Genomic DNA, 22,276 nt, shown 5'->3' on the forward strand with positions numbered 1-22,276 from the left:
ACGCGGGGGTGCGTTGCATATCGGCAGCGCACCCCCGCGGTTCAGCCCACCCCCGCAGTTCTTCGGCGTTTAGTTGTTATCCGCGAGGTTCGCGAAACGCGCGTAATGGCCCTGGAAGGCCACTTCTACGGTGCCGGTAGGCCCGGAACGCTGCTTGCCAATAATGACTTCCGCCAGGCCGGCCTTCTCCGAATCCTGATGGTACATATCATCGCGGTGGATAAGAAGGACGACGTCGGCATCCTGCTCCAGCGAACCTGATTCACGCAGGTCAGCCACCTGGGGGCGCTTGTCATTACGCTTTTCCGAATCACGGTTGAGCTGCGCCACCGCAATAATAGGAATTTCCAATTCCTTAGCGAGCAACTTAATCGAACGCGAAAACTCCGAGACTTCCTGCTGGCGCGATTCGGGAACCTTCCCGGCCGAAGCCAAGAGCTGGAGGTAGTCGATCACAATCATCTGAATATCGTGCTGCTGCTTGAGACGCCGCGATTTCGCGCGAATTTCCGGCAGGGTGAGATTCGGCGAGTCATCCACAATAAGCGGCGCGGTAGAAATACGTTCGACGGCGCCAGCGACTCTGTCCCAATCCTGCTGCGTCATCTCACCTTTAATCATGCGGTCTTGGAAAACTCCCGCTTCAGCAGCGAGCAAACGCATAGACAGCTCCGTGCGGTTCATTTCCAAGGAGAAGTAGACCACCGGTTGCTGATCATGGATGGCTGCCTGCCGGCAAAAATCCATCGCAAGAGTGGACTTACCAGCGCCCGGGCGGGCCGCCACAATAATCATCTGGCCGGCACGCAGGCCGTTGAGTTTGGCGTCCAGGTCAATAAACCCGGTGGCCACGCCCTCTAATTTGCCCGCGCGTTCCGCGTTCTTCTCCAGCTCATCCAAAAGCCCAGGAACGATTTCCGCCATCGTGGCGTAATCCGTAGCCTCACGCGACTGCCCGAGGGAAAACACCTCCGATTGGGCCATATTAATGAGGCCCATAACATCCGCGCCGTCCGTGGTGTAGCCGAGCTGGGCGATGCGGGTACCCACTTCCACCAAGCCGCGCAGCTGGGATTGTTCGCGCACAATATTCGCGTAATAACCGGCATTCGCAGCCGTGGGCACCGAAGCAACCAGGGTGTGCAGATATGGCAGTCCGCCGATCCGCTCAAGATCCCCGCGTTTCTTCAGCTCCGCACCCACGGTAATGGCATCGGCCGGCTCCCCGCGCCCGAAAAGCTCCAGGATGACCGTGAAGACCGTGGCGTTTGAGGGATGGTAAAAATCATCGGCGGTCAGCACCGTCACCACATCGGCAATGGCATCTTTGGAGAGCAGCATTCCACCCAAAACAGATTGTTCCGCCGAGAGGTTTTGGGGAGGAGTACGTTCGAAAGATGACCCCTGCATCTTCGCACCGTTATTGACGACGGACATAGCTTCCCTTTCTCGGCGATAGATCTCCACTGGCTTTCGTAACGCGTTTACGAGGTGAATTTCAAGTTAATTCTCCTGTGCGGATGTGTAAACACGCCGGCGGATCCGTGCATAACCAGTGGACAAACTGTGGATAGCTTGGGGATTGTTCACCATTTATGCCCAGATTCATCCACAGCTGTGGATGGAGTGGGGGAAATCCCCGCCATCCCGTCCCCAAGTTTGTCCACAACTGTGGATATTCTGCGGGAAAGTTCTCCACATCTTAACTACGTGACGTCACTCACGTTGAGGCTTTCCTCAAGTAGGCTCGCCCGGGTACGACTCGGCTAAGCTAGCGGACGTGACGACACCCGAGAAACATCCTGACGGTCCCGTTGGGAACCGAAACACCCCCACCACCAAGCACGCCATTGACCGCGAGATCGCGCGCCTGGCCCTGCCCTCCCTCGGCTCCCTGCTGGCCGAGCCACTCCTCGTCGCCACGGATACCGTGATGGTCGGCCATCTGGGCACCGGGCCGCTCGCCGGCCTCGCCCTCGCCTCCACCATCCTCACCACCCTCGTGGGGCTGTGCATTTTCCTCGCCTACGCCACCACGTCCGCCACCGCCCGCTACGTGGGAGCCGGGCGCATGAAAGCCGCCCTCTCCCAAGGCATGGACGGCCTGTGGCTAGCCGGAACACTGGGCGTGCTACTCGGAGCGATCTTAGCCATCTGGGCACCCCAGATCCTCGCGCTTTTCGGCGCCGAGGGAGTCGTTATCACCGAAGGTGCACGCTACCTGCGTTTCTCCGCCGCGGGACTCCCCGGCATGCTCGTGGTCCTAGCCGCCACCGGAACCCTGCGCGGGCTCGGGAACACCACCACACCCTTCAAAGTTTCGGTGCTCGGGGCACTCGTCAATATCCCCCTCAACTTCGTTTTCATCTACCCCGCCGGGCTGGGCCTGGCGGGCGCCGGAATAGGTACGGCGGCGGCGCAGACGGTCATGGGCGTAGTCCTTACCGGCGTCGTCGTACATCATGCGCGCGAGCACCACGCGCCGCTCGCTCCGCGTGGAGTGGGGGTGCTACGCGCCCTCCACGATTCCGTTCCCCTCATCGTGCGTTCCGCGGTGCTGCGCGTGCTGATCCTGCTGCAAATTACCGGGGCGACCCAACTCGGCACCGAAGCGCTGGCAGCGAACCAAATCACCATGACCATCTGGAATTTCGCTTCCTACGGGCTGGACGCCCTCGCCATGGCCGCGCAAATCCTCGTGGGCCAAGCCTCCGGCGCCGGCGACGAATCACGCCTGCGAACAGTGCTCGGGCGCTGCCTGAGCCGCGGCATGAGCGTCGGCGCGGTGCTGGGCGCGGCTACAGTTCTGACCTCGCCGCTGATCGTGCGCATCATGAGCACCGCGGGGGACGTGCGCTGGCTGGCTTTCTGGGGCCTCCTCGTCATTGCGGTATTTTTCCCCATCGCCTCGGTGGCTTTTATTCTCGACGGCGTGCTCATTGGCGCGGGCGATCTTAAAACCCTCGCGTGGATGATGTTTATCCCCCTCGCCCTGTACGGGCCGATGGTGCTCGGGCTGCTGGAATGGACGTCCGGGCAGACGGGATTCATCTGGCTGTGGATCGGCTATGCCGGGGTGTGTATGAGCGCCCGGGCGCTGCCCATGTACCTGCGGGTACGCGGGGAAAAATGGGTGCAGCTGGGGAGCTAGCGCGGCACCCCCGCAGCTAGCGCGGCACCCCCGCAGCTAGCGCGGGCAGCACAAAGGCGGGGGAGACCATAAAGATTCTCCCCCGCCTTCGCGTGCTGATGCGCTAGCTATCAGCTATTACTTCTTGGCTGCGCGCAGCACATCCACCTGGAGGGATGCCGTGACATCCTCATGCACCCGCACCTTAGCGGTGTAGCTGCCCAGGGACTTGATCGGGGAGGCAAGCGTGATCCAACGCTTGTCCACCGGCTTGCCCACGGTTTCGGTGGCGGCTTCGGCGATGTCCTTGGAGGTCACCGCGCCGAAGAGGCGGCCGTTTTCACCGGCGGCCTTCTTCACCTGCACCACGGCTTCGTTGAGCGCATCGCGCAGCGCGTGCGCGGCTTCCAGATCGGTGATGGAGCGCTTGCGGCGCGCTTCGGCCATCTGGTCGATCTGCTTCTGGGCGCCCTTGGTCCACGGAGTGGCGTAGCCGCGCGGCAGCAGGTAGTTACGGCCGTAGCCGTCCTTGACGGTGACAACATCACCGGCGGTGCCGAGGCGTTCGACGTCGTGCGTAAGAATGAGCTTCATTATGTGCCTCCTTAGCGAGCGTTGCTCGAGTAGGGAAGCAGAGCCATCTCACGGGCGTTCTTAATCGCCTTGGCGATCTTGCGCTGCTCCTGAACGTTGACACCGGTCACGCGGCGGGCGCGGATCTTGCCGCGGTCCGAAATGAACTTGCGCAGCGTAGCGGTGTCCTTGTAGTCAATATTGCCGACCTTGATGGCCTTCACCGGAGCGGTCTTCCGCTTCAACGGCTTGCGAAGATGTCCCTTCGCCATAGTTTTCTCCTAATGTTGCTGCGACTCGTGCCTAGCGCAATTCCCGCGAATCCCGCGCGTTACAGTGCGCGGCGCGCTGCGGGGCGGCAGCCCGAGCCAAAATGTCACTTATGGGTGTGTGCGTAATCCCGAAAATCTAGAACGGAAATCTAGCCGAAAATTTAGAACGGGGGCATATCGTCGAAAGCGGAACCGCCCTGCGGGGCTTGCGGCTGCTGGCTCCACGGATCGTAAGCCGAGCCGCCCTGCGGAGCGTTGTAGCTGGCCTGACCCCCGTAGGAGCCCTGCCCGCCCTGGCCGCTTGGCGCGCCCTGACCACCCGGGTTCTGGCCGTAGCCACCCTGGTTGCCGCGGTTGTAATTACCGCCGCCGCTGGTTTTGGTAACCTGAGCCTTCGCGTAACGCAGCGAGGGCCCAATTTCATCGACCTGAAGTTCCAGACCTTCGCGCTGTTCCCCGTTCTGGGTCTGGTAACGATTGACCGTGAGCCGGCCCGTCACCAGCACGCGCATGCCCTTGGACAGCGATTCGGCGACATTCTCCGCGTAGTCACGCCACGCCGAGCACCGCACGAACATTGGCTCGCCATCTTCCCACTGGTCAGTTTGGGCATTGCGCTTGCGCGGGGTGGAAGCAACCGTGAAGCTCGCGACCGCCACACCACCTGACGTGAAACGCATTTCCGGATCGGCGGTGAGGTTACCGACGATCGTAATGACCGGTTCGTTTGCCATAATCGCTCCTTTTACCCCGTTGTTTTCTCAGATTCGGTTCTTACGCTGGTGGTACGTTTACTTTTCGTCGCGACGCAGGAGCTTGATGCGGAGCACATCCTCATTGAGGCTGAGCTGGCGGTCAAGTTCGCTTGCGGTTGCGGGAGTCGCCTTCATATCGACGACGACGTAAATGCCTTCCGAGTGCTTGTTAATGTCATAAGCAAGCTTCCGGCGGCCCCAAATATCGACCTTTTCCAGTTCGCCGCCCTCATTGGGGACAACCTGGAGCAGCTTCTGAACGTTGGTCGACAGATTACGTTCGTCAACGTTCGGAGAAAGGATGATCATCATCTCGTATTCACGCATGTCTACCCACCTCCTCTGGTCTAAACGGCCGCGGTCCGTCCGCGGCAGAAGGGTTATGCGTTGACCCGCCTGTTCGTATGCTTGCGCCCGCGAACAGATAGGTCAGTCCCTCAGTCTAGCCGGTGCCGGCACTGTTTTCCAGATGGTTAAATATGGAGCGGCCCACGCCTTTTCGCCCGTATTTCCGTGAGAATCCCGGCCGAAACCGGGAGGTGACCGGTAGACTTTCTCTAGGTCGCTCCCAGGTCGCTCCACCGCGATTGAGGCGGCCTACCGGGCACAAGCATAGGAGCGGGCTATGAGTGAAGGTGAAGCACCCACCACGCGGGAAAAGCTGCTGGATGCGGCCCGCGCGCAGCTTGACCGCGCCGGTGCCGAACAGCTTTCCATGCGCGCGATTGCTCGCTCCCTTGAGCTTTCCCCGGGTGCTCCCTACCGCCACGTGCGCTCCCGCGAAGAACTCCTCACCGCCCTGGCGGCCGAATCCTACCGCGACCTGGCCGGGGCGATGCGCCGGGCGGCGGACCAGAAAATATCGGGGCGGGAACGCTGGGTGGCAGCCTGGCGCGCCGCCCACACCTGGGCCCTCGATTACCCGAACCGCTTTTCCCTTATTTACGGTGCCAGCGCTATTGATTTTTCCAATCCGGAAATGACCACGGCCGCCGCCCTGCGCGTGCCCCTCGAATTGGCTCGCATCGCGAAAGGCGGGCGTAATAAGGCCCTGACCGGCCCGGAAACCCGCGCGCTCGGGGTGGACCTGTGGCGGATCCGCATGACTTTCGGTTCCCTCGACGCGGAACTGGGCGAACTGCCCGACGGCCTCATCGTCTCCGTGATTCGCGCATGGACGGAACTGGTGGGAACCATCACCCTGGAGATGACCGAAAGGTACGCCGGCCTCTTCGACGACCACCTCGGCTACCTCGATACCGTCGCCAACCAGTGGGCGGGCACCCTCCAGCTCTAGGTCACCGTTCAGACCGGCGGCGGAGGCCTCCTCTAGACCAGCAGCAGGCCAAGCGGCACGGGCCCAACTTAGGCAAGCGGCAGGCCGGACTCCGCTCCGGTCACGCGCGCGTGCAGCTCCACCACCTGCGCGGCACGCCCGGTAGGAGCGGGCCCGAACGCAGCAAGGAAGCGCGTGGTGGCGTGGCCGGCGCGGGCGTCGTCGTACTGTTCCAACCATCGTTGCATTTTCTCGCGCGCAACCGGATCGCATAGCGCCGACGACGCATCGTACTCGGGCCAGCGCACGGCCGGCGCCGCCATCCCGACTCGCCAGGGTTTGGCGGTCAGGCGCGCCCGGTAGGATTCGTACACCCGGCACAGGCGCATGTAGAGCGGGTCGGAACCGAGCTGGTTGAGGATCATCTGCGCTTCCCCGGAGTCCGCGGCGATGCCCTCGACCGCCACGATGACGCGGAAGCCTTTGAAGGTGCGGTAAACGAAAATCGGCCAGGCCGCATTGAGGCGCGCGAAGTGTTCGATGCGGTCGAAGGCAATGAGTTCGGCTTCGATCATGTACTGGCGCACCGGCGCCGTTTCGGTGATAAGCCCCGGGATGGCAGCCGGATCAGGTGCGGGTCCGGCGAGCGACGCGGTAGCAGGTGCGGGCTGCGGTGTGTGGGCGGGTTCCGGCGCAGGATCGAAAGCGGAGCCGGCGAGCCGCTCCTGCTTCCTCGCGCCGAAACCGAAAAGCCGGGCGAAAAACCCGGGCTTGCCGGAGCCGGGCGCGCTGGAGCCTGCCGCGCGGGCGCCGGAGCGATTACGGCCGCGGCCCCGGGCGCGGACCGCTTCTTCTAATTCGGGAACGTCCACGTCCGCGATGAGGATATCGGAGGTGTTGAGGACTTCGGCTCCGTAGCGGTTCCGGGTGATCGCGCAGGTGGAGGTGCCGTTCGTTTCGCTGAGCACGGCCAGGATTTCTTCGCGCAGCGGGGTGCCCGGGTAGTATTCCGCGCGAGCTTGGCGTTCGCGCGGAAAATGACCGAGTTCGGCAATGCGATCAACGAGGCGATGCAGCCGCGCCCGCGCGACTTTGTGCGCTTCCTCTTCCGAGTTCGCGGACCAGCCCCATTGCGCCACCGTGGCCGGCCCCGAGGTGGTAGATACCGGGGCGCTTTCCCGCGCCCAGAACGGATAGATCTTCATGGTTCACTCCTAACCAACCGCACCGGGAACGCGCTCGCGTTCGGCCGGCTCGGTGGGCAGCGGGATGGTTTCCGTGGGCGGGGCGGGCATCCGGGTGGGCTGCAGCTCCGGGGGCACTGTTGCGCTCGGTTCGGGCTCCGGCTCCTGGGTGGCCGGCGCTGGCTGCTCGGTAGGCTCCGCGCTCGGTTCTGGCGTCGTCGTTACTTCTTCCACCGGTTCGGGGCGCGTGGGGCGGTAGCTGGGGCGCTTGTCCCCAATCAGTTCCGGTTCGGGGAACTTCGGCAAATCCATCTCGCCCGTCACGGCCTTCATGAAGTCCACCCACATATCCACCGGGTAGCCGTTCCCGCCGATACCCCACGGGTAGGCACCCCAGCCGCCCAGCGATTCTTCCTCACCGTTCGGCCCGATCTGGAACATATTTACCGTGGTAATAATCTTCGGGTTGTAGCCCACGAACCACGCGGATTTCAGATCCGTGGAGGTGCCGGTTTTCCCGGCCACCTGGAAGCCGAGGCGCCCGGCCCGATCCGCGGTCCCGCGCGGGCCGGTGGGCTCCTGGAGCAGCTCGTTGAGATTATCGGCAACGCGCTGATCGAGCACCCGCTTGCCGGCGGTATCCGCGCGGTACACCACGGTGCCCTGGGCGTCACGCACCTCGCTGACCAGATGCAAGGGCACGCTCACCCCGCGGTTCGCGAAACCGGCGAACGCCTGGGTGAGCTCCTTATTGGTGGGCGAGGCCGAGCCGAGCACATTCGTGAGGGAATTATCCAGGCCCGGCGTAGTTTCCGGGATCCCGGCCTCAATCGCGGCGGCGCGGGTATTGCGCGGCCCCACTTCCTCGTTGAGCTGCGCGTAGTAGGTATTCACCGAGTTCGCGGTGGCGGTGCGCATATTGATATTGCCCATATTGGCGTCGTCGAAATTACTGATGGTGATATCGCCAATTTTTAGTTCCGCGGGGGAATTGTAATAGGTGCCGTCGATGGATTTGCCCTGCTTGAGGGCCGCGAGCGCACCGAAAGGCTTGAAGGTCGATCCGGCCTGGGCGCGATCCTGAGTGACGGTATTGCGCTGGCGTTCCTGGTAGTCCGCGCCGGCGTACATCGCGTAAATACCGCCGGTGGAGGGATCCGCGGACAGCATGCCGACGTAATTGTTCTCCGGGCGGTCCTTGGGGAGCGCATTGACGACGTCGACCGCGGCCTGCTGCATGGTCGGGTCAATTGTGGTGACAATCGTATAGCCGCCCCGGTTGAGGCTGTCCTCGGTGAACTTTTCCGTGGCAATGAGCTCCTGCTGGGCGGCGGCCAGGAGATACCCGTTCGTGCCGCTGAATTGTTTGGCGGCAACGTAGTCGATGGTTGCGGGCATGGTGGCGGCCGCGGCCTGCTCGGCGGTGATATAGCCGTCCTCAAGCATGCGGTTAATGACCCGGTCGAAGCGCTGCGCGGCCCGTTCCGGATCCACCGCCGGATCCCAGGCGGAAGGCGCCGGAATAACCGCGGTGAGCAGCGCGGCCTGGTCCAGGCTCAGTTGCGCGGCGGGAATCCCAAAGTAGTTCTGGGCCGCGCTTTCAATCCCGTAGGCTCCGCGCCCGAAGTAAATGGTATTGAGGTAGTTTTCCAGAATGTCCTGTTTGGACGAATTGCGATCCACCTTGACCGCGAGCACGGCTTCTTTCACCTTGCCGATGTAATCGGTGGTGGTGCCCAGGTAGTAATTTTCGACGTATTGCTGGGTGAGGGTGGAGCCGCCCTGCCGCGCCCCGCCGCGAATATTATTAACGACGGCGCGCGCGATGCCACCCAGGTCAATCCCGGAATTGGAGTAGAAGGTGCGGTCTTCGGAAGCAACCACCGCATTCCCTATGTAATCCGGCAGGGTTTCCAGAGGCACCGGGGTGCGGTTCACCTCGTACATGCTGCCCAATGGGGTGCTGCCATCGCGGTAGTAGAGAGTGGTTTTTTCCGCGGTCGCAACGTCATCGGGGCTGGGCACGGGCAGGAAAATATAGAGGGTCACCAGGGCAACCAGGCCGCCGAAGCCCAGGGTGAAGAAGAGCCCGAGCACGAAACGCCACGAGGGAATCCAGCGGTGAATCGGCCCTTTGCCGCGGCGCGGATAATTCCATATCGAGCGCTTGCGGCGCGTTCCGCCCTGCCGCGTTCCGCCCCGGCGTGCCTCGGTCTGACGCGCGCCGGCGCGCCCCGCGGGAGCGGCGTTACGCCCAGTTTGCGTGCGTGCGCGCCCCTTCTGTGTCCGACCCGTTCGCGTTCCAGCCATCGTTACTCCCTACCGGCGCGTGGTCGCGCCGCGTATCTAGTCTGCCTCAGGTCACGCGCTCGTGGCTAACCCGCGTGGTCCAAGCTACCCGCAGCGCTTGCGGCCCGCCGTCCCTGCGGCGAACCGCGCCGCCCCGCGCCGAAGCGCAGTTGCGCGGCGCCGTAGCCGCAGCTACCCGCGGATCCCTTTCTTACGACGCCGCGAAATCTTCCGCAGGTCACGCATCTTGGTCCGCACCTCGGAATCCCGCGAGGTGAAATCCCGGTAGATCTCGCGCACTGGTTCATCAAGATCGTAAATGCCGCGTTCCGCCCGGGTTTTCGCATTCGATTCGGGCACCAGGAAAGCCTCCACCCAGCGCGAACGCGAGGACGAATCCACGAAAATCGCCTTGACAAACAGGGTGAGCGGCACGGCGAGGATCGTTCCCAGCGGCCCGAGCACCACCGCCCAGAACAACAGCGATAGGAAGGTCACGGTGGTGGACAAGCCCACCGCATCCCCGACGATCTTCGGCTGCAGCACGCCCTGAATCGTGACGTTGAGGAAGGTGAAAATCACCAGAATCCACAGCGCGGTAGCCGGCCCGCTATCCACCAGCCCCATAAGCGCCGGCGGGATCACGCCGAGGATAAAACCAATATTCGGAATGTAATTCGTGACGAAGGTCCACAGCGCCCAGGCCAGCGCCAGCGGAATCCCCAGCCACATCATCACGAAATAATTGAGGGTGGAGACCAGCAACCCGAAAAGCGTGGCCACCAGCCAGTATTGGCGCACCCGCCCCTCGAAGGAGGCCAGGGCGCGATACAGATCCGGGTCGTGATCACGCACAATATGGGCGCGTGCCGGCACGGAAAGAGTGTCAATAGTAATGAAGAAAATCGCGAGCGCCAGCACGAACATGAGGCTACCCACGCTCATAAGCGCCCCGGATGCCTGGCTGAGCAGCGAAATAATCGTGTCCATATTGAGCACGTCGCCCAGGCGCTGGCTGAGTTGATCGGTGCTCAGCCCCAGGCTTTCCAGCCAGGTCATGGTGTCCTGGAAGAGCTGGGTGAATTTATCTTCGTAGCTCATGAGGGTGCGCGGCAGCCCGGCCAGCGACCACGCCGTCAAACCCACCACCGCGAGGAGCACCACCACAATAATGGAGACGGTCAGCGTTCCGGACAGCCACCGCGGCACGTGATGGCGCAGCAGCAGGCGATGCACCGGGCGCACCGTCAGCACCAGGGTGAGGGCCAGGAACACCGGCCCCACAAAATCGTGAATGAGGTAGAGGCCCACGCATACGATGGTGAGGAGCGCCGCCGCGTGCAGCAGCTTCACCCCGAAATCCCCGCCGCTACTTGAATCCGCGCCGCGGCTGGCTTCCAGATTCCCGGAGCCGCCTTGGTCGCCGCCACCGGAATGTTCCGTATCGCTTGCCTTCCCTAAGGCCGACGACGCCGCCCCTCCCGCGCTCTCCTCGCCGCCGCTATCGCTACCCGCCCGGGAGCCCGCAACCTGAGTGGGCAGGGTGTTAATAGCCTGGGCAATGCGATCACGTGGAATATCACCTGGTCGAGTGGCGGCCATAGGATCCTCCGTCCTGGTGGGAGTCCCGGTGGCGGATGCGCGCCGGGTCGTGTACGTCTTTATCTTGCCAGTTTTCCGCGGCTCGCACGGATTCCCGCGCCCCGCGGGGAAAGGAGCACGCGGGCCGCGGTGGCGGCGTCGTACCGAAAAAACAGTTGCTAAAGCGTGACCGGGGCGGGCCTCCCGCCGCTGGCGCGCACGAACAGCGCGTACGCGCCGGCCACGCACCACACCATCACGATGAGGGCGAGCTGCACTTCGCGCGACCACCCGATGGTTGGCAGCACCAGGATCGCCACCCCGGCAGCGATGCATTCCGAAATATTGAAAAGCACGTCGTAAATGGAGAAGGCGCGGCCGCGGAACTCATCCGCGGTATCGGATTGCACGATGGTATCCACCGCGATTTTGGCGCCCTGCACCCCAATCCCGAAAATAAAGAGCCCGGCCATCACCCAGGTCAGGTTCGTGGTGGCCGCGATGATTGCCTGGCCGGCGGTGCCGCCCACCAGCGCGCATACCACCCACCAGCTCGGGCTCATGCGTTCGTGGGCGAGAGGCGTGAGGATAATCGACACCCCGTGCCCGAGCACCATCATGCCCAGCAGCATCCCGAAATAGGCGATGCCGGCGTCGGCGTTGGCGGGGTCGGCGTAGAGGTTGCGGCCGGCCAGCACGATGGTGATGAGCTGCATCCCGTATACGAAACGATGCAGGGACATGGTGGTGAGGGCCGCGGCCGGGGTGCGCCGGGCAATGAGGTAGCGCAGCGCCGCCACCAGGTCGCGCGCCGCCGCCAGAAGCGCTGTGCCGAACGAACCGCGCGGGCGGGTATGCGGGCCTAGCTCGTCGCGCCCCAGCAGGCTCGCCACCCCCGATCCGCCCAGGTAGAGCGCCAGCGCACACACCAGCGCCCCCACTTTTTGCATCTCCTCCCCGGGCAGCGCCAGCCGCAGGAAAAACGCCAGAATCGCGCCCAGCGCGGTGGAAGCACCCCCGAGGGTCGGCACCAGAGAATTCGCCACCAGGAGCCGCTCGCGCGACTCCACCACATTCGGCAGCCCCGCGCTCATGCACGCCAGCAGAATCCGGTTGAGCCCGAGGGTCACGAGGGCCAGCACGTAGGTTAGCCACACAATATTCGCCAGCGTGGTCACCACCAGCGCCGCCGTGAGGGCGGCCCGGATCTGGTTGCCGTACACCAAGATTTGGCGGCGGCGCCACCGGTCAATAAAGGGACCGGTAAAAGGCCCCACCAGGGAGAAGGGCAGCAGCAGCACCACGAGGGACAGCGCCACCCCGTGCACATCCGCGCTCGCGGCCGGGTTGAAGAAGAAAAGCGAGGCCAGGCCGATTTGGAACATGCCGTCCCCGCACTGGGTGACGAGCCGGACCGAGAGCAGCTTGAGGAAGCCCCGCGAGCGGGCCAGGGAGCGCAGATCGCCAACGAGTTTCACTGGGCGTCCCACCATTCCAGCAGGCGCTTCTCGGCTTCCTCCACACCCAGCGGGCCTTCGTCCAGGCGCAGGGAGAGGAGGTACTGGCGGGCTTTGCCCACCTGCGGGCCGGGCTGGAGGCCGAGCAGCTCCATAATGCGGGTGCCGTCAATATCGGGGCGCACCGCCTCGAGCTCCTCGCGTTCACGCAGCTCAATAATGCGGCGTTCCAGTTCGTCATTCGCGGCGTGCAGGCGCGCCACCCGCCGCCGGTTCTGGGAGGTGATATCGGCGCGGATGAGGCGCAGCAGGCGCGGGAGGAGCTCCCCGGCATCGCGCACGAACCGCCGCACCGCGCTATCGGTCCAGTCGTGTTCGCCAAATCCGAAAGCCCGCAGGTGCAGCTCGACCAGCCGCGCCACGCTTTTCGTCGTCGTTTTATCAAAACGCAGTTCACGCATACGCGCGCGCGTCATTTTCGCGCCCACCACATCGTGGTGGCGGAACGTGACCGAACCATCGCTTTCGAAACGGCGGGTGGCCGGCTTACCGATATCGTGGAACAGCGCGGCCAGGCGCAAAATAAGATCCGGCCCGGGCACCTCCTCATCCTCCAGCGCAATCGCGTTATCGACCACCTGGAGGGTGTGCTGGTACACGTCCTTGTGGCGGTGCTGGGCATCCACGGTATTGGTGAGCGCCGCGACTTCGGGCAGCACGCGCTCGGCCACCCCGGTGTACACCAGCAGCTCAATGCCGCGGCGCGGGGCGGGCGCGGTCATGAGGCGTTCCAGTTCGGCGCGGATGCGTTCCTGGGAGACGATCTCCAAGCGCTCGGCGTAATCCGCCATGGCCCGCAGCACATTGGGAGCCACGTCGAAACGCAGCTGCGCGGCGAACCGCGCCGCCCGCATGATCCGCAGCGGATCATCATCGAAGGACTGCGCCGCGGTAACCGGCGTGCGCAATTGCCCGGCGAGGAGGTCATCCACCCCGCCGCACGGGTCCACCAGTTCGAGGCTGGGCAGGCGCACCGCCATCGCGTTGACGGTGAAATCGCGCCGGGTGAGGTCACCTTCGAGGTTGTCACCAAAATCCACATCGGGTTTGCGCGAACCGATGGTGTACGTATCGGAGCGGTACGTTGTTACTTCGACGACGACGTCACCGCGCCGCGCCCCCACCGTGCCAAATTCCCGCCCGATATCCCAGGTGGTTCCCCACTGGGCGAGGAGTTTTTCGGTGGTTTCCGGGCGGGCAGAGGTGGTTAGATCAAAGTCGTGAATGGGGGCGCCGAGGAAGGCATCGCGAACCGGGCCGCCCACGAGGGCCAATTCTTCGCCATGATCTGAGAAGATAGAAGCTAGTTGCAAGATGTCGGCCGGGATATTCGCCAGGGCGCGCTGGCCTGCCAGGAGCAGGAGGGCGCGGCGCTGGCCCGGAGGCATATCGTCCGTTGTTGGAGTCTTCGGAGTCTGTTGAGAAGTGGTCACCCTTAAAGGTTGCCACATCTGGGGGCCCTGACCGTTAGTTGTAGTGTTAGAGGTATGTCGAAGTCAGCACCGTTGCCCTCCAAGTTCGGGGGCCGTAGATCCTGGAGGCGCGCCGCTGCCGTGCACCAGGCTTCTGCGCGGCGCCACTCTCTTCCGGTGGTGAACGAAACGAGTGCCGGGGGAATTGTGATCGGGGTGCGCGGCGGGAAGGCCTACGTGGCGGTGATCGCGCGGCGCAACCGCGGCGGGCGGCTGGAGTGGTGCTTACCCAAGGGGCACCTGGAAGGTAATGAAACACCCGAAGAAGCCGCCGTGCGGGAAATCGCGGAGGAAACCGGGATTACCGGGCGGGTGCTCATGCATTTGGCCACTATTGATTACTGGTTCTCCGGCACCAACCACCGCGTCCATAAAGTTGTGCACCACTTTTTATTGGAGGGGATGTCCGGGCATATCACCGTTGATAACGACCCGGATCACGAAGCGGAAAAGGCCGAGTGGGTGCGCCTGGATCGGGTGGCCTCCCGCCTCGCCTATCCCAATGAACGCCGTATCGTGGCCTCGGCCCGCGCGATTCTCGCGGGGGAGGAATGATGTGGCGGGGCGCGCTTGCCGGGGCCGTGGCGGCCTGGGTGCCGTTGAGTGCTCTTGGGTTGGTGGGTACTAGTGCCGCGGCGGGGTTAGCGGGCACGCAAGGTTTGGCCGCGCAGGTGGGGCCCGCACAAAATTCGCCCGCGCACGTTCTTCCGGGGCAGGTTCTTCCCGCACGCCCGGCGGCCGCGCCTAGCGTAGACATCGTGGACGTGGGCGCCCCGGTGCTCGGTAAGGATGCCACCCTCACCCTCACCGCCACCGTGACGAATTCCACCACGGAAACCCGCCATCTCAATTCGGTTTCGCTCTATATCCAGCGCTACGTGCCGTCCTCGCGCAGCGCGGTGCTCAGCTTCATGCGCGCGGAACCCGCCGGCCTGGCCCTTTATGACACCCTCACCCCGGATGCGGATATTGCGCCGGGCACCTCCACCCGCGTCACCTTTTCGATTCCGCGGGAGCGGATTCCCGCCGAGTGGGGGCCACGCGGGGTCCAGGTGAGTGCCGTGGTGGACGGGGAAACTGCCACGGACCGTAGTTTTATTGTCACTGCTCCTGGCGACGACGCCGCACCTGCCCCCATCAGCGCAATTGTGCCGGTCACGCGCTCCCTGAGCGATGTGGGCAGCGCCCCGACCCTCGAGGAGCAGGTCTACACCAGCCTCACCGCGCCCTCGGCCAGCCCGCAGCCGCCGGCCGCGGTGCCGGCTCCGGCTTCAGCTTCAGCAAGTACGCCCACGCCGAGCACTCCGGCCGGAGCTGCTGCCCCTTCGCCGACCGCCTCCGCCACCGCGGGAAGTTCCGCCGTGCCGAGCTCCACGTCTGTTGCCGACCCGGCCGCGAGCGCCTCGCCGGCCGCGCCGTCGGTTTCGCAGGGGGCGACTTCCCCGGCTGCGCCGTCGGCCCCAAGTAAAACGCCCACCGCTTCGGCTCCGTCTTCGCCTTCGGGTTCCGCGGCGGAGGCCGGGCAGTTGCCTCATCGCTTGCAGACTTTGAACTATTTTGCGCACCCGGGGGTAAGTGCCGCGGTTGATCCGCTGCTCATCGCGGGTGATCCGGAGCGGGCCGCGTTGCAAACTTTTGCGTCCGCGGCCGGGACCAGCGTGTTCTTCGGTTTGGGGGCGGATGTGGATGCCGCGGCGCTCACCCATGCGGGGCGCGCGGATAAGCTCGCCCTGGCGCGGCAGGACGCGGTGCAGGCGGCGCAAACGTCCGGATTTGCGGCGCGTTCTGATATTGCGGTCACGGCGCTGGGGGTGGATCGAGCCACCGCGCGGGCGCTGCGCGATGCCGGGGCCGCGGCGCTTATCACCACCGATGTGGATGCCGCGCATGCCTCCTGGCTCAGCCCGAGCGGGCGGGTGAATATTCCGCTCGCTGCGGACGGGAGTGATACGTGTTCGCTGAGTGATGCTCGCGGTGATGTGGAAGATTCTGAGGCCGGTGCGGATGAAGCCGCGGCGCTGCGCGCGGACGGCGTGCTCTCCGCCCTGGTGCAGGGATATTTACCCAGTTCAGACGAGGCAAATGTGCTCGCCTCCGGGGGTGGGGAAGGTTTGCCAGAAGCTGCCGGGAGCCGGCTCTCCGCCATCGATGCCCGCCAAACAGCTCTCGCGCTTTCCGCTGCCACCTACCGGGAACTGCCCGCCGCGCCGCGCGCCCAGGTAGTGCTGGTGGATCGGCCGGAAAGCGGGGCGCTAGCCCGGGCCGGGGCGCTGCCGGATCGCGATATCGGGGCCGCGCTCGGGGCGCTCACGAGTGCGCCGTGGTTGGCGCCCACCGCAGCCGGGGATCTTCTGGACGCACCCGCGGCCGGGTGTGCCCAGCTTCCCGAGGAACGCGTACTGCCTGGCGAGATTTCCGCGGCAATGCTGGCCCGCGGCGATGCGCATGTCACCACCATTTCCACCACCGCTGCTCTTACTCCGGTGCCAGCTAGTATCACCGGGCCGGTCACCCATCACGCTGCACAATTGGCGGGGGTGGCGCTCCGCGACCACCACGCGCAGCGTGAGGAACTATCCGCGCAGCTCACGCAGCTCGCCGAGGAAATGGCCGGCGCCGTCACGGTCCAGCCCTCCTCCACGATTAACATCATTTCGGAAAACGCGGATCTGCCCGTGCATGTGCATAATTCGCTTCCCGTTCCCGTGGGCGCGGTGGTGGAATTGCGCGCCGAAGATTTCCGCATCGTGCCCTCCGATCCCGTTGCGGCAACAATCCCGCCGGCCGCCTCCGTCACGGTGGCGGTGCCGGTGCAGGCTTCCGGCTCGGGGAATGTCACGGTGACGGCCGCGGTGACCGACCCGGTGGGCACCGCGATCGGCGCGGTGCAGGATATTAATGTGCGGGTGCGCGCCGGCTGGGAAACCACGGGGACGTATATTATTGGCACGCTCCTCGGGGTGCTCTTGCTCGGTGGGATCGCACGCAGCCTGCGTAGCGGGCGGCGTTCGGGCGGCGTCGACCCAGAAAAACATCTCCACAATTTACGTGAGGCTAGCGCGGCGGAAGAAGCCGGGCCGCGCGCCGTCGATAAACTGCGCGAGGAACACGAAATACCATAGGAGTAATGTGGCCGCGAGGCACGGCAAGGAGGAACTGTGAGCGCCATCGGAACCAGGGGCATGACTCTCGCCGGTCGCTACCGCCTGGAGAATTTGTACGAGGAGCAACTCGATATTGCGGGTACCGAGCAGTGGTACGCCGTGGATGACGCGCTCGGCACCGCGGTGCGGGTGCTGCTCATCGGGGATATTCCCACGCGCGCGGATGCGCTGGACGCGGCGCGGCGCACCGGGTTGCTCGACGACGCGCATATCGTGCGCACGCTCTCTGTTGGCGAAAATTTCGTGGTGAGCGAGATTCCGTTGGGCACCTCGCTCACCGGGTACGTGCACGGGGAAGGTTTTGCGCCCGAGCAGGCCAAGGCCGTGGTGTGCGAACTCGCCGCGATTCTCACCCAGGTTTCCGGGCGCGGCATGCGGCATTTGCGTATTACGCCATCGCGGGTGCGAGTGGGCGATGCCGGCGACGTGTACTTGGATGGCATCGGTATTGACGCAGCTCTGGCCGGTGCGCGCACGGATGAATACGATCCGGCCAGCCTCAATAACGCCGAGGCCGCGGACCTGGTGCTGTTCCTGGCGACCCTGCTCGAGGGCGCCCAGGCGGATGAGACCACCCTCGAGGCGCTGGCGCGCGATGATTCGCTACCCGACGATATTCGGGAGGTTTTCCGGCGCACGCTTTCCCCGAAGCGCTTACTTTCCCCCGGGGAGGTATTGCGCAGCCTCGTGCCGTTCAACCGGCCTGACCTGCGGGAATTCCCCGATCCGGTGCTGGTGGCGCCGCAGCTGCCCGGCGGCGGGGATTCCCGTTTCGGTTTCGACCCGCTGGGCGGGCACGTGCGCGGGGGCGCGATTGGCCGCGTCACCTTGGGTTCCAGTCACGTTTCCTTCGGCGCCGAAGATTCTGAGAACGACGACGCCGCAGCTGCCACCAGTGCATCCGGCGAGGCGGCGGAGTTGAGCGAGGCTGGTGAAGCTGGGGACTTTGGCGGTTCGGGTGACTTCGGCGGGCCGGGCGCGACCGGTGCCGTTCCCGGAGTTGGCGAAGGCGTGCACCCCGGAGAAGAAGCGCCAGAAAACGAGGACGTCTCGGCCGGCGAGCTATCCGGAACTGGTGAGGCATCCGAACCCGGCGAACCGTCCGAACCCGGCGAACCATCCGAAGCCGATGAAACTTCCGCGGCTCCTTCAGCCGCATCGGCCTCCTCCGCTATCGGATCCCAAGAATTGGATCCTGAGGGCGTATCCGGGGCGAATTTCGAAGGCGACGTCGATACCGAATTAGGCATTACCGCAGCTCCGGAAGTGGAACTCCACCCGCAGTGGGTCTCCCCGGAGGAATTCCGCGATGAGGAGGAAACCGAGCGGGATTCCGAGGCCAGCTCCCCGGCCGGATCGGAGCTTCATGCCGAGCAACCTTCGGCACAGGATTCCCCCATCGAGGAAACGGAAGTAAACACTGTTTACGCTGATCGTGGTGAAACCAAGGCTGAGGAAACTCCCGAGATCAACATCAATAGCCACCGTGGTCATGCTGCCGGTGGCGGCGTCGTCGCTCAAGATGCCGCAACTCCGCGGTTCCAGCCGCATTTCCCCTCGCTACGCGAAGCGGAACGTGAGCTGGAAGAATGCGAACGTGAGGCGGCGGAACACGAAGCCGCCGCGCGTGCCGCTGCTGAACGCGAAGCCGCTCGGCACGAAAGCGCAGAACGTGAAGCCGCCGCAGCGGAACGCGAGCGCGATTCCGCTCCCACGGTTGCGATAAACACTGTTCACAGCGCGGCGAACCCGCAGCGGCGTTCTATTATGAACGTCGGCGATGAGGAGAATGGCGGCCAATCCGAGCGAGCGAATAAGCCCGCCGCGGCGGCTGGAGCTGCTGCCGCCGCTACTGCCGCCGCCACTCCCGTGCCCGCAACACCTCAGGCGGCACCCCGTATTCACCCGGTTTCGGCGGCCGCGCGCGCGAGTGCCGCTCCGGCGAAAGTCGCTGCCCGCACCCGCGGGGATCGCAAGCCGGCCACTCGGCCCCCCGCTCCTTCGCGGCCGATTATCGCCGATGAGGAAAACGGGCGGGCCCTCGGATCGCGCATTTTCGATTCCTCCAAGCTCATCGTTGCGGGCGCAATCGGCCTGGTCGCAGTGGCTTTGTACTTCGCGGTGACCACCTTCTTCCGGCCCACGGACGTGTCCACCCGCCCGCCGGTGATTTCCGCCGCGCCTTCTGCCTCGGCCGATGCGCAAGGTGCCGAAGGCCAGGGTGCCCAGCCGGGTGCGAGTGCCGCGCCCTCGCCCAGCTCCGCGGCTCCGCAGATCGTTTCGGCGAATCTTCTCAACCCGCAGAAGAGCGAGGCGGATGAGGATTATCCGAAGACACTCCCGCTGGCCATCGATAAGAATCCGGCAACGGAATGGGCCAGTTGGGAATACTTGCGCAATCCGAAATTCGGCCTGCTCAAAGACGGAGTCGGGATTGAGCTGCGCTTGGCGAAGCCGTCCACCGTCAAGGAAGTGACCTTGCAGTTGAGCGGCCAGGGCGGGAATGTGCAGTGGCGTGATACCACCGCGGATCAGCCCAGTGGTGGCACTGTGGTGACCGAAGGTCCAATGAGCGCGAAAACAACGCTTACTGCACCAACACCAGTAAACAGTGATCACGTGGTGTTGTGGTTCACTGAATTGCCGAAGAATGCGGCTGGGCAGTTCAAATTGCAGATTTCTGAGATCACCGTGAAGTAAACACTGTTTACAGACGGCGTTTATGGGCAGTGTTTACAGACGGCTGTATCGACGGTGTTTACAGACAGCGCTTATATGCGGCCGGGAATAGCCACGCACCCCGGGACGTTGTACCCAATGATGTGCCCGATGGGGAGCGGTGTGCTCGCGCAACGCGGCACGCTCACTCACAAGAACACAGGAGAAATATGACCGAGAGCGATATTCGTGACGTCATCATCGTCGGATCGGGGCCGGCGGGCTGGACCGCCGCGCTGTACACCGCACGCGCGGGCCTGAAACCGCTGGTGATCGGCGGTGCCATCGATGCCGGTGGCGCACTCATGACCACCACCGAGGTGGAAAACTACCCCGGCTTCCCGGATGGAATTTTCGGGCCCGACCTCATGGCCAATATGCAGCAGCAGGCCGAAAAATTCGGTGCGGAAATGGAGTACGACGACGCTCTCTCCATGGACCTGAGTGGCGATGTCAAGATCGTGCGCACCGATGAATCCGAATTCCGGGCCCGCACGGTCATCCTGGCCCTCGGGTCGGCCTACAAGAAGCTCGGTCTGGATGGCGAGACCATGTTCGCCTCCCGCGGGGTTTCCTACTGCGCCACCTGCGATGGCTTCTTCTTCAAGGATCAGGAAATCGCCGTGGTGGGCGGCGGGGATAGCGCCGTCACGGACGCCCTCTTCCTCACCCGCTTCGCGACCAAGGTACACGTGATCCACCGGCGCGATGAGCTGCGCGCCTCGAAAATCATGGCGGATCGCCTCCTCGCCGACCCCAAGATTGTCATGCACTGGAACAGCGAAATCACCGATATTCAGGGGGAAGACGGCGGTTCCATGAACGTGCTCACCCTCCACAACAACGTGACCGGAGAAGATTCGAATCTCGATGTGACCGGCCTTTTCGTGGCCATCGGTCACCTCCCGCGTACGGACATTCTTGGGGGACAGCTTAAATTGGACGACGGCGGCTATATCGTCGTGAACCACCCGCACACCGAAACCTCGATTCCCGGAGTTTTCGCTTGTGGAGATGTCGTGGATCGGTACTACCGCCAGGCTATTTCCGCAGCTGGCACCGGGTGCCGGGCGGCTCTCGACGCGGAACGCTACCTTGAAAACCTCGCGGCCCAGCAAGCTGCCGCAGGTGGTAGCGTGGCGTAACTGCTTTGGTGGGGCGCTGCGAGACTAGCGCAGCCTAACCACTTTGGTAGGGGTGCTGCGAAACTCGCGCTGTGTAACTCCTTTAGTGCGAGCGCTACGGGACTCCCACGGTGATCGTTTCGTGCAACTCAGCGCGGCGTACCGCTCATTTATATATGTCGAACCGGCGAGGTGGATCTCTGATCCGCCTCGCCGTTTCGCGTTTAGGATGATGGCTAGGGTTCCTACCCGCCCAGCCGGAAGGAGGCGCCATGGCCACGTATCGACCTGACGTTCCTACTTTGCTACTCTTTACAGCTTCGTGGGTTCCCTATGATCGGCCAATGCGCGTGATTTTCGAGGAGTGCGTCGTCGACCTTCATCGTTTAATACCGGACGTAAGCTTCGACGCATGGTGCGTCAATCTGGACGTTCTCACTCAGCCACCCGTAGGCCCGCGACGCAACTCCGAAACCACCGCCGCTACCGGAGCGGATGCCGAGATGCAGCACATTCTTCCCGGTGGCGCTCCGGAACATCAGATCGACTTTTCCGAGCTCTCCGCAGACGTAACCCGCGCAATTCAGCGCGCTCTGGGTTATGGCGGTATCGATCCGCTGGAAGATGAGCCGGCCGGTGGTGACCTCGCTGATAGTGACCCCGCGAATAGTGATCCCGTCGTTAGCGATCCCGCACATACCGATTCCGGCGACACTCCCGCCACTGATACTGGCGCTTCGGATTCCAGTGCTTCGGATTCTGGCCCCAGGAACGATGCCATTCCAGAAACTCACGCGTCAAATCCGTGGGAGGAAGTCGCTTCTTTTATCCCGCGGCTCGGATGGCTGCCGACCCTGCTCCTTGTCTACCAGGGCAAGGAATATGCACGGTTTGCGGGGCTGGTTCCCAAACTTGAAATCCGCGCTAAGCTCCTGGAGCAGCTCCCGGCTCTCGCGGAATTGGGGAGCCTCGGGAAACTCGCGGCTTCCGAATAAACGCGGTGCTGACACGGGCCTTTCTTTGCGGGTACGCTACTACCCCATAGGACTCACACGCTCGGGCCGGCGATATTTCTGCAGTAGCTCCGCGATAGTCCCGCGGTTCTCTCGTGGTAATCCTATGATTGCCCCGCGATTGAATGATGCACAGAGCACACCGGCGGAGATTGTTTTATCGCGGCCCCGAGCGTGGCACACTTAGTGTGTTAAAAGAGAAGGAGAA

At 63.9% G+C, this 22,276-nt stretch carries 17 protein-coding genes; 7 read left to right on the forward strand and 10 right to left on the reverse strand.

Annotated elements, in window-relative coordinates; genetic code table 11:
- Window positions 1-69: 69 nt before the first annotated feature.
- On the reverse strand, window positions 70-1,437 hold the full coding sequence (gene dnaB / locus ACRQFC_RS04365; protein WP_087070178.1) for a replicative DNA helicase: 1,368 nt from the start codon (window positions 1,435-1,437) through the stop codon (window positions 70-72).
- Window positions 1,438-1,780: 343 nt separating this feature from the next.
- Here dnaB and ACRQFC_RS04370 point away from each other — a divergent pair, with 343 nt between their 5' ends.
- Window positions 1,781-3,151 carry an MATE family efflux transporter gene (locus ACRQFC_RS04370; protein ID WP_284896820.1) on the forward strand — a complete coding sequence of 457 codons (1,371 nt, stop codon included), beginning with the start codon at window positions 1,781-1,783 and terminating at the stop codon, window positions 3,149-3,151.
- Between the two features lie 117 nt (window positions 3,152-3,268).
- On the opposite strand, the gene rplI is transcribed toward ACRQFC_RS04370, so the two are convergent.
- The 4 genes from rplI to rpsF all read right to left on the reverse strand — a co-directional run bounded on the left by rplI (window position 3,269) and on the right by rpsF (window position 5,057).
- On the reverse strand, window positions 3,269-3,724 hold the full coding sequence (gene rplI / locus ACRQFC_RS04375; protein ID WP_284896821.1) for a 50S ribosomal protein L9: 456 nt from the start codon (window positions 3,722-3,724) through the stop codon (window positions 3,269-3,271).
- Window positions 3,725-3,735: 11 nt separating this feature from the next.
- The gene (rpsR, locus tag ACRQFC_RS04380) at window positions 3,736-3,975 is read right to left on the reverse strand and encodes a 30S ribosomal protein S18 (protein WP_016442031.1); all 240 of its coding nucleotides are present in this window, start codon (window positions 3,973-3,975) and stop codon (window positions 3,736-3,738) included.
- Window positions 3,976-4,136: 161 nt separating this feature from the next.
- Window positions 4,137-4,709, reverse strand: a complete 573-nt coding sequence (locus ACRQFC_RS04385) for a single-stranded DNA-binding protein (protein WP_016442032.1) — start codon at window positions 4,707-4,709, stop codon at window positions 4,137-4,139.
- Window positions 4,710-4,766: 57 nt separating this feature from the next.
- Complete coding sequence (gene rpsF / locus ACRQFC_RS04390) at window positions 4,767-5,057, reverse strand: 30S ribosomal protein S6 (RefSeq protein ID WP_026428896.1); 291 nt, start codon at window positions 5,055-5,057, stop codon at window positions 4,767-4,769.
- 298 nt (window positions 5,058-5,355) lie between these two features.
- Here rpsF and ACRQFC_RS04395 point away from each other — a divergent pair, with 298 nt between their 5' ends.
- Window positions 5,356-6,027, forward strand: a complete 672-nt coding sequence (locus ACRQFC_RS04395; RefSeq protein WP_087070175.1) for a TetR/AcrR family transcriptional regulator — start codon at window positions 5,356-5,358, stop codon at window positions 6,025-6,027.
- Window positions 6,028-6,095: 68 nt separating this feature from the next.
- Here ACRQFC_RS04395 and ACRQFC_RS04400 read toward each other — a convergent pair whose 3' ends face one another.
- The 5 genes from ACRQFC_RS04400 to ACRQFC_RS04420 all read right to left on the reverse strand — a co-directional run bounded on the left by ACRQFC_RS04400 (window position 6,096) and on the right by ACRQFC_RS04420 (window position 14,028).
- Window positions 6,096-7,211 (reverse strand): hypothetical protein, encoded by a 1,116-nt coding sequence (locus ACRQFC_RS04400; protein WP_284896822.1) that lies wholly within the window; start codon window positions 7,209-7,211, stop codon window positions 6,096-6,098.
- Window positions 7,212-7,220: 9 nt separating this feature from the next.
- Complete coding sequence (locus ACRQFC_RS04405; protein ID WP_284896823.1) at window positions 7,221-9,500, reverse strand: transglycosylase domain-containing protein; 2,280 nt, start codon at window positions 9,498-9,500, stop codon at window positions 7,221-7,223.
- A gap of 171 nt (window positions 9,501-9,671) precedes the next feature.
- A complete protein-coding gene (locus ACRQFC_RS04410; protein WP_284896824.1) occupies window positions 9,672-11,081 on the reverse strand; it encodes an AI-2E family transporter in 1,410 nt (469 codons plus the stop codon).
- Window positions 11,082-11,239: 158 nt separating this feature from the next.
- Window positions 11,240-12,538 (reverse strand): MFS transporter, encoded by a 1,299-nt coding sequence (locus ACRQFC_RS04415; protein ID WP_435730613.1) that lies wholly within the window; start codon window positions 12,536-12,538, stop codon window positions 11,240-11,242.
- Window positions 12,535-14,028, reverse strand: a complete 1,494-nt coding sequence (locus tag ACRQFC_RS04420; RefSeq protein ID WP_407705676.1) for a CCA tRNA nucleotidyltransferase — start codon at window positions 14,026-14,028, stop codon at window positions 12,535-12,537. The genes ACRQFC_RS04415 and ACRQFC_RS04420 overlap by 4 nt, the downstream gene beginning before the upstream one ends.
- 36 nt (window positions 14,029-14,064) lie before the next feature.
- On the opposite strand from ACRQFC_RS04420, the gene ACRQFC_RS04425 reads away from it, so the two are divergent.
- From ACRQFC_RS04425 to ACRQFC_RS04445, 5 genes are all read left to right on the forward strand, one after another.
- Window positions 14,065-14,604 carry an NUDIX hydrolase gene (locus ACRQFC_RS04425; protein WP_026428902.1) on the forward strand — a complete coding sequence of 180 codons (540 nt, stop codon included), beginning with the start codon at window positions 14,065-14,067 and terminating at the stop codon, window positions 14,602-14,604.
- Entirely contained in the window at window positions 14,601-17,171 is a 2,571-nt protein-coding gene (locus tag ACRQFC_RS04430; protein WP_435731326.1) for a DUF6049 family protein, read from the forward strand. The genes ACRQFC_RS04425 and ACRQFC_RS04430 overlap by 4 nt, the downstream gene beginning before the upstream one ends.
- A gap of 36 nt (window positions 17,172-17,207) precedes the next feature.
- Window positions 17,208-19,913, forward strand: coding sequence for a hypothetical protein (locus tag ACRQFC_RS04435; protein ID WP_284896827.1), 2,706 nt, complete (start codon window positions 17,208-17,210; stop codon window positions 19,911-19,913).
- A gap of 188 nt (window positions 19,914-20,101) precedes the next feature.
- The gene (gene trxB / locus ACRQFC_RS04440; RefSeq protein ID WP_284896828.1) at window positions 20,102-21,076 is read left to right on the forward strand and encodes a thioredoxin-disulfide reductase; all 975 of its coding nucleotides are present in this window, start codon (window positions 20,102-20,104) and stop codon (window positions 21,074-21,076) included.
- 323 nt (window positions 21,077-21,399) lie between these two features.
- Window positions 21,400-22,050, forward strand: coding sequence for a YbbN family protein (locus ACRQFC_RS04445; protein ID WP_435731325.1), 651 nt, complete (start codon window positions 21,400-21,402; stop codon window positions 22,048-22,050).
- Window positions 22,051-22,276 lie beyond the last annotated feature (226 nt).

It is taken from the genome of Actinotignum inguinis, assembly GCF_051265835.1.
Taxonomy (GTDB): Bacteria; Actinomycetota; Actinomycetes; order Actinomycetales; family Actinomycetaceae; genus Actinotignum; species Actinotignum timonense.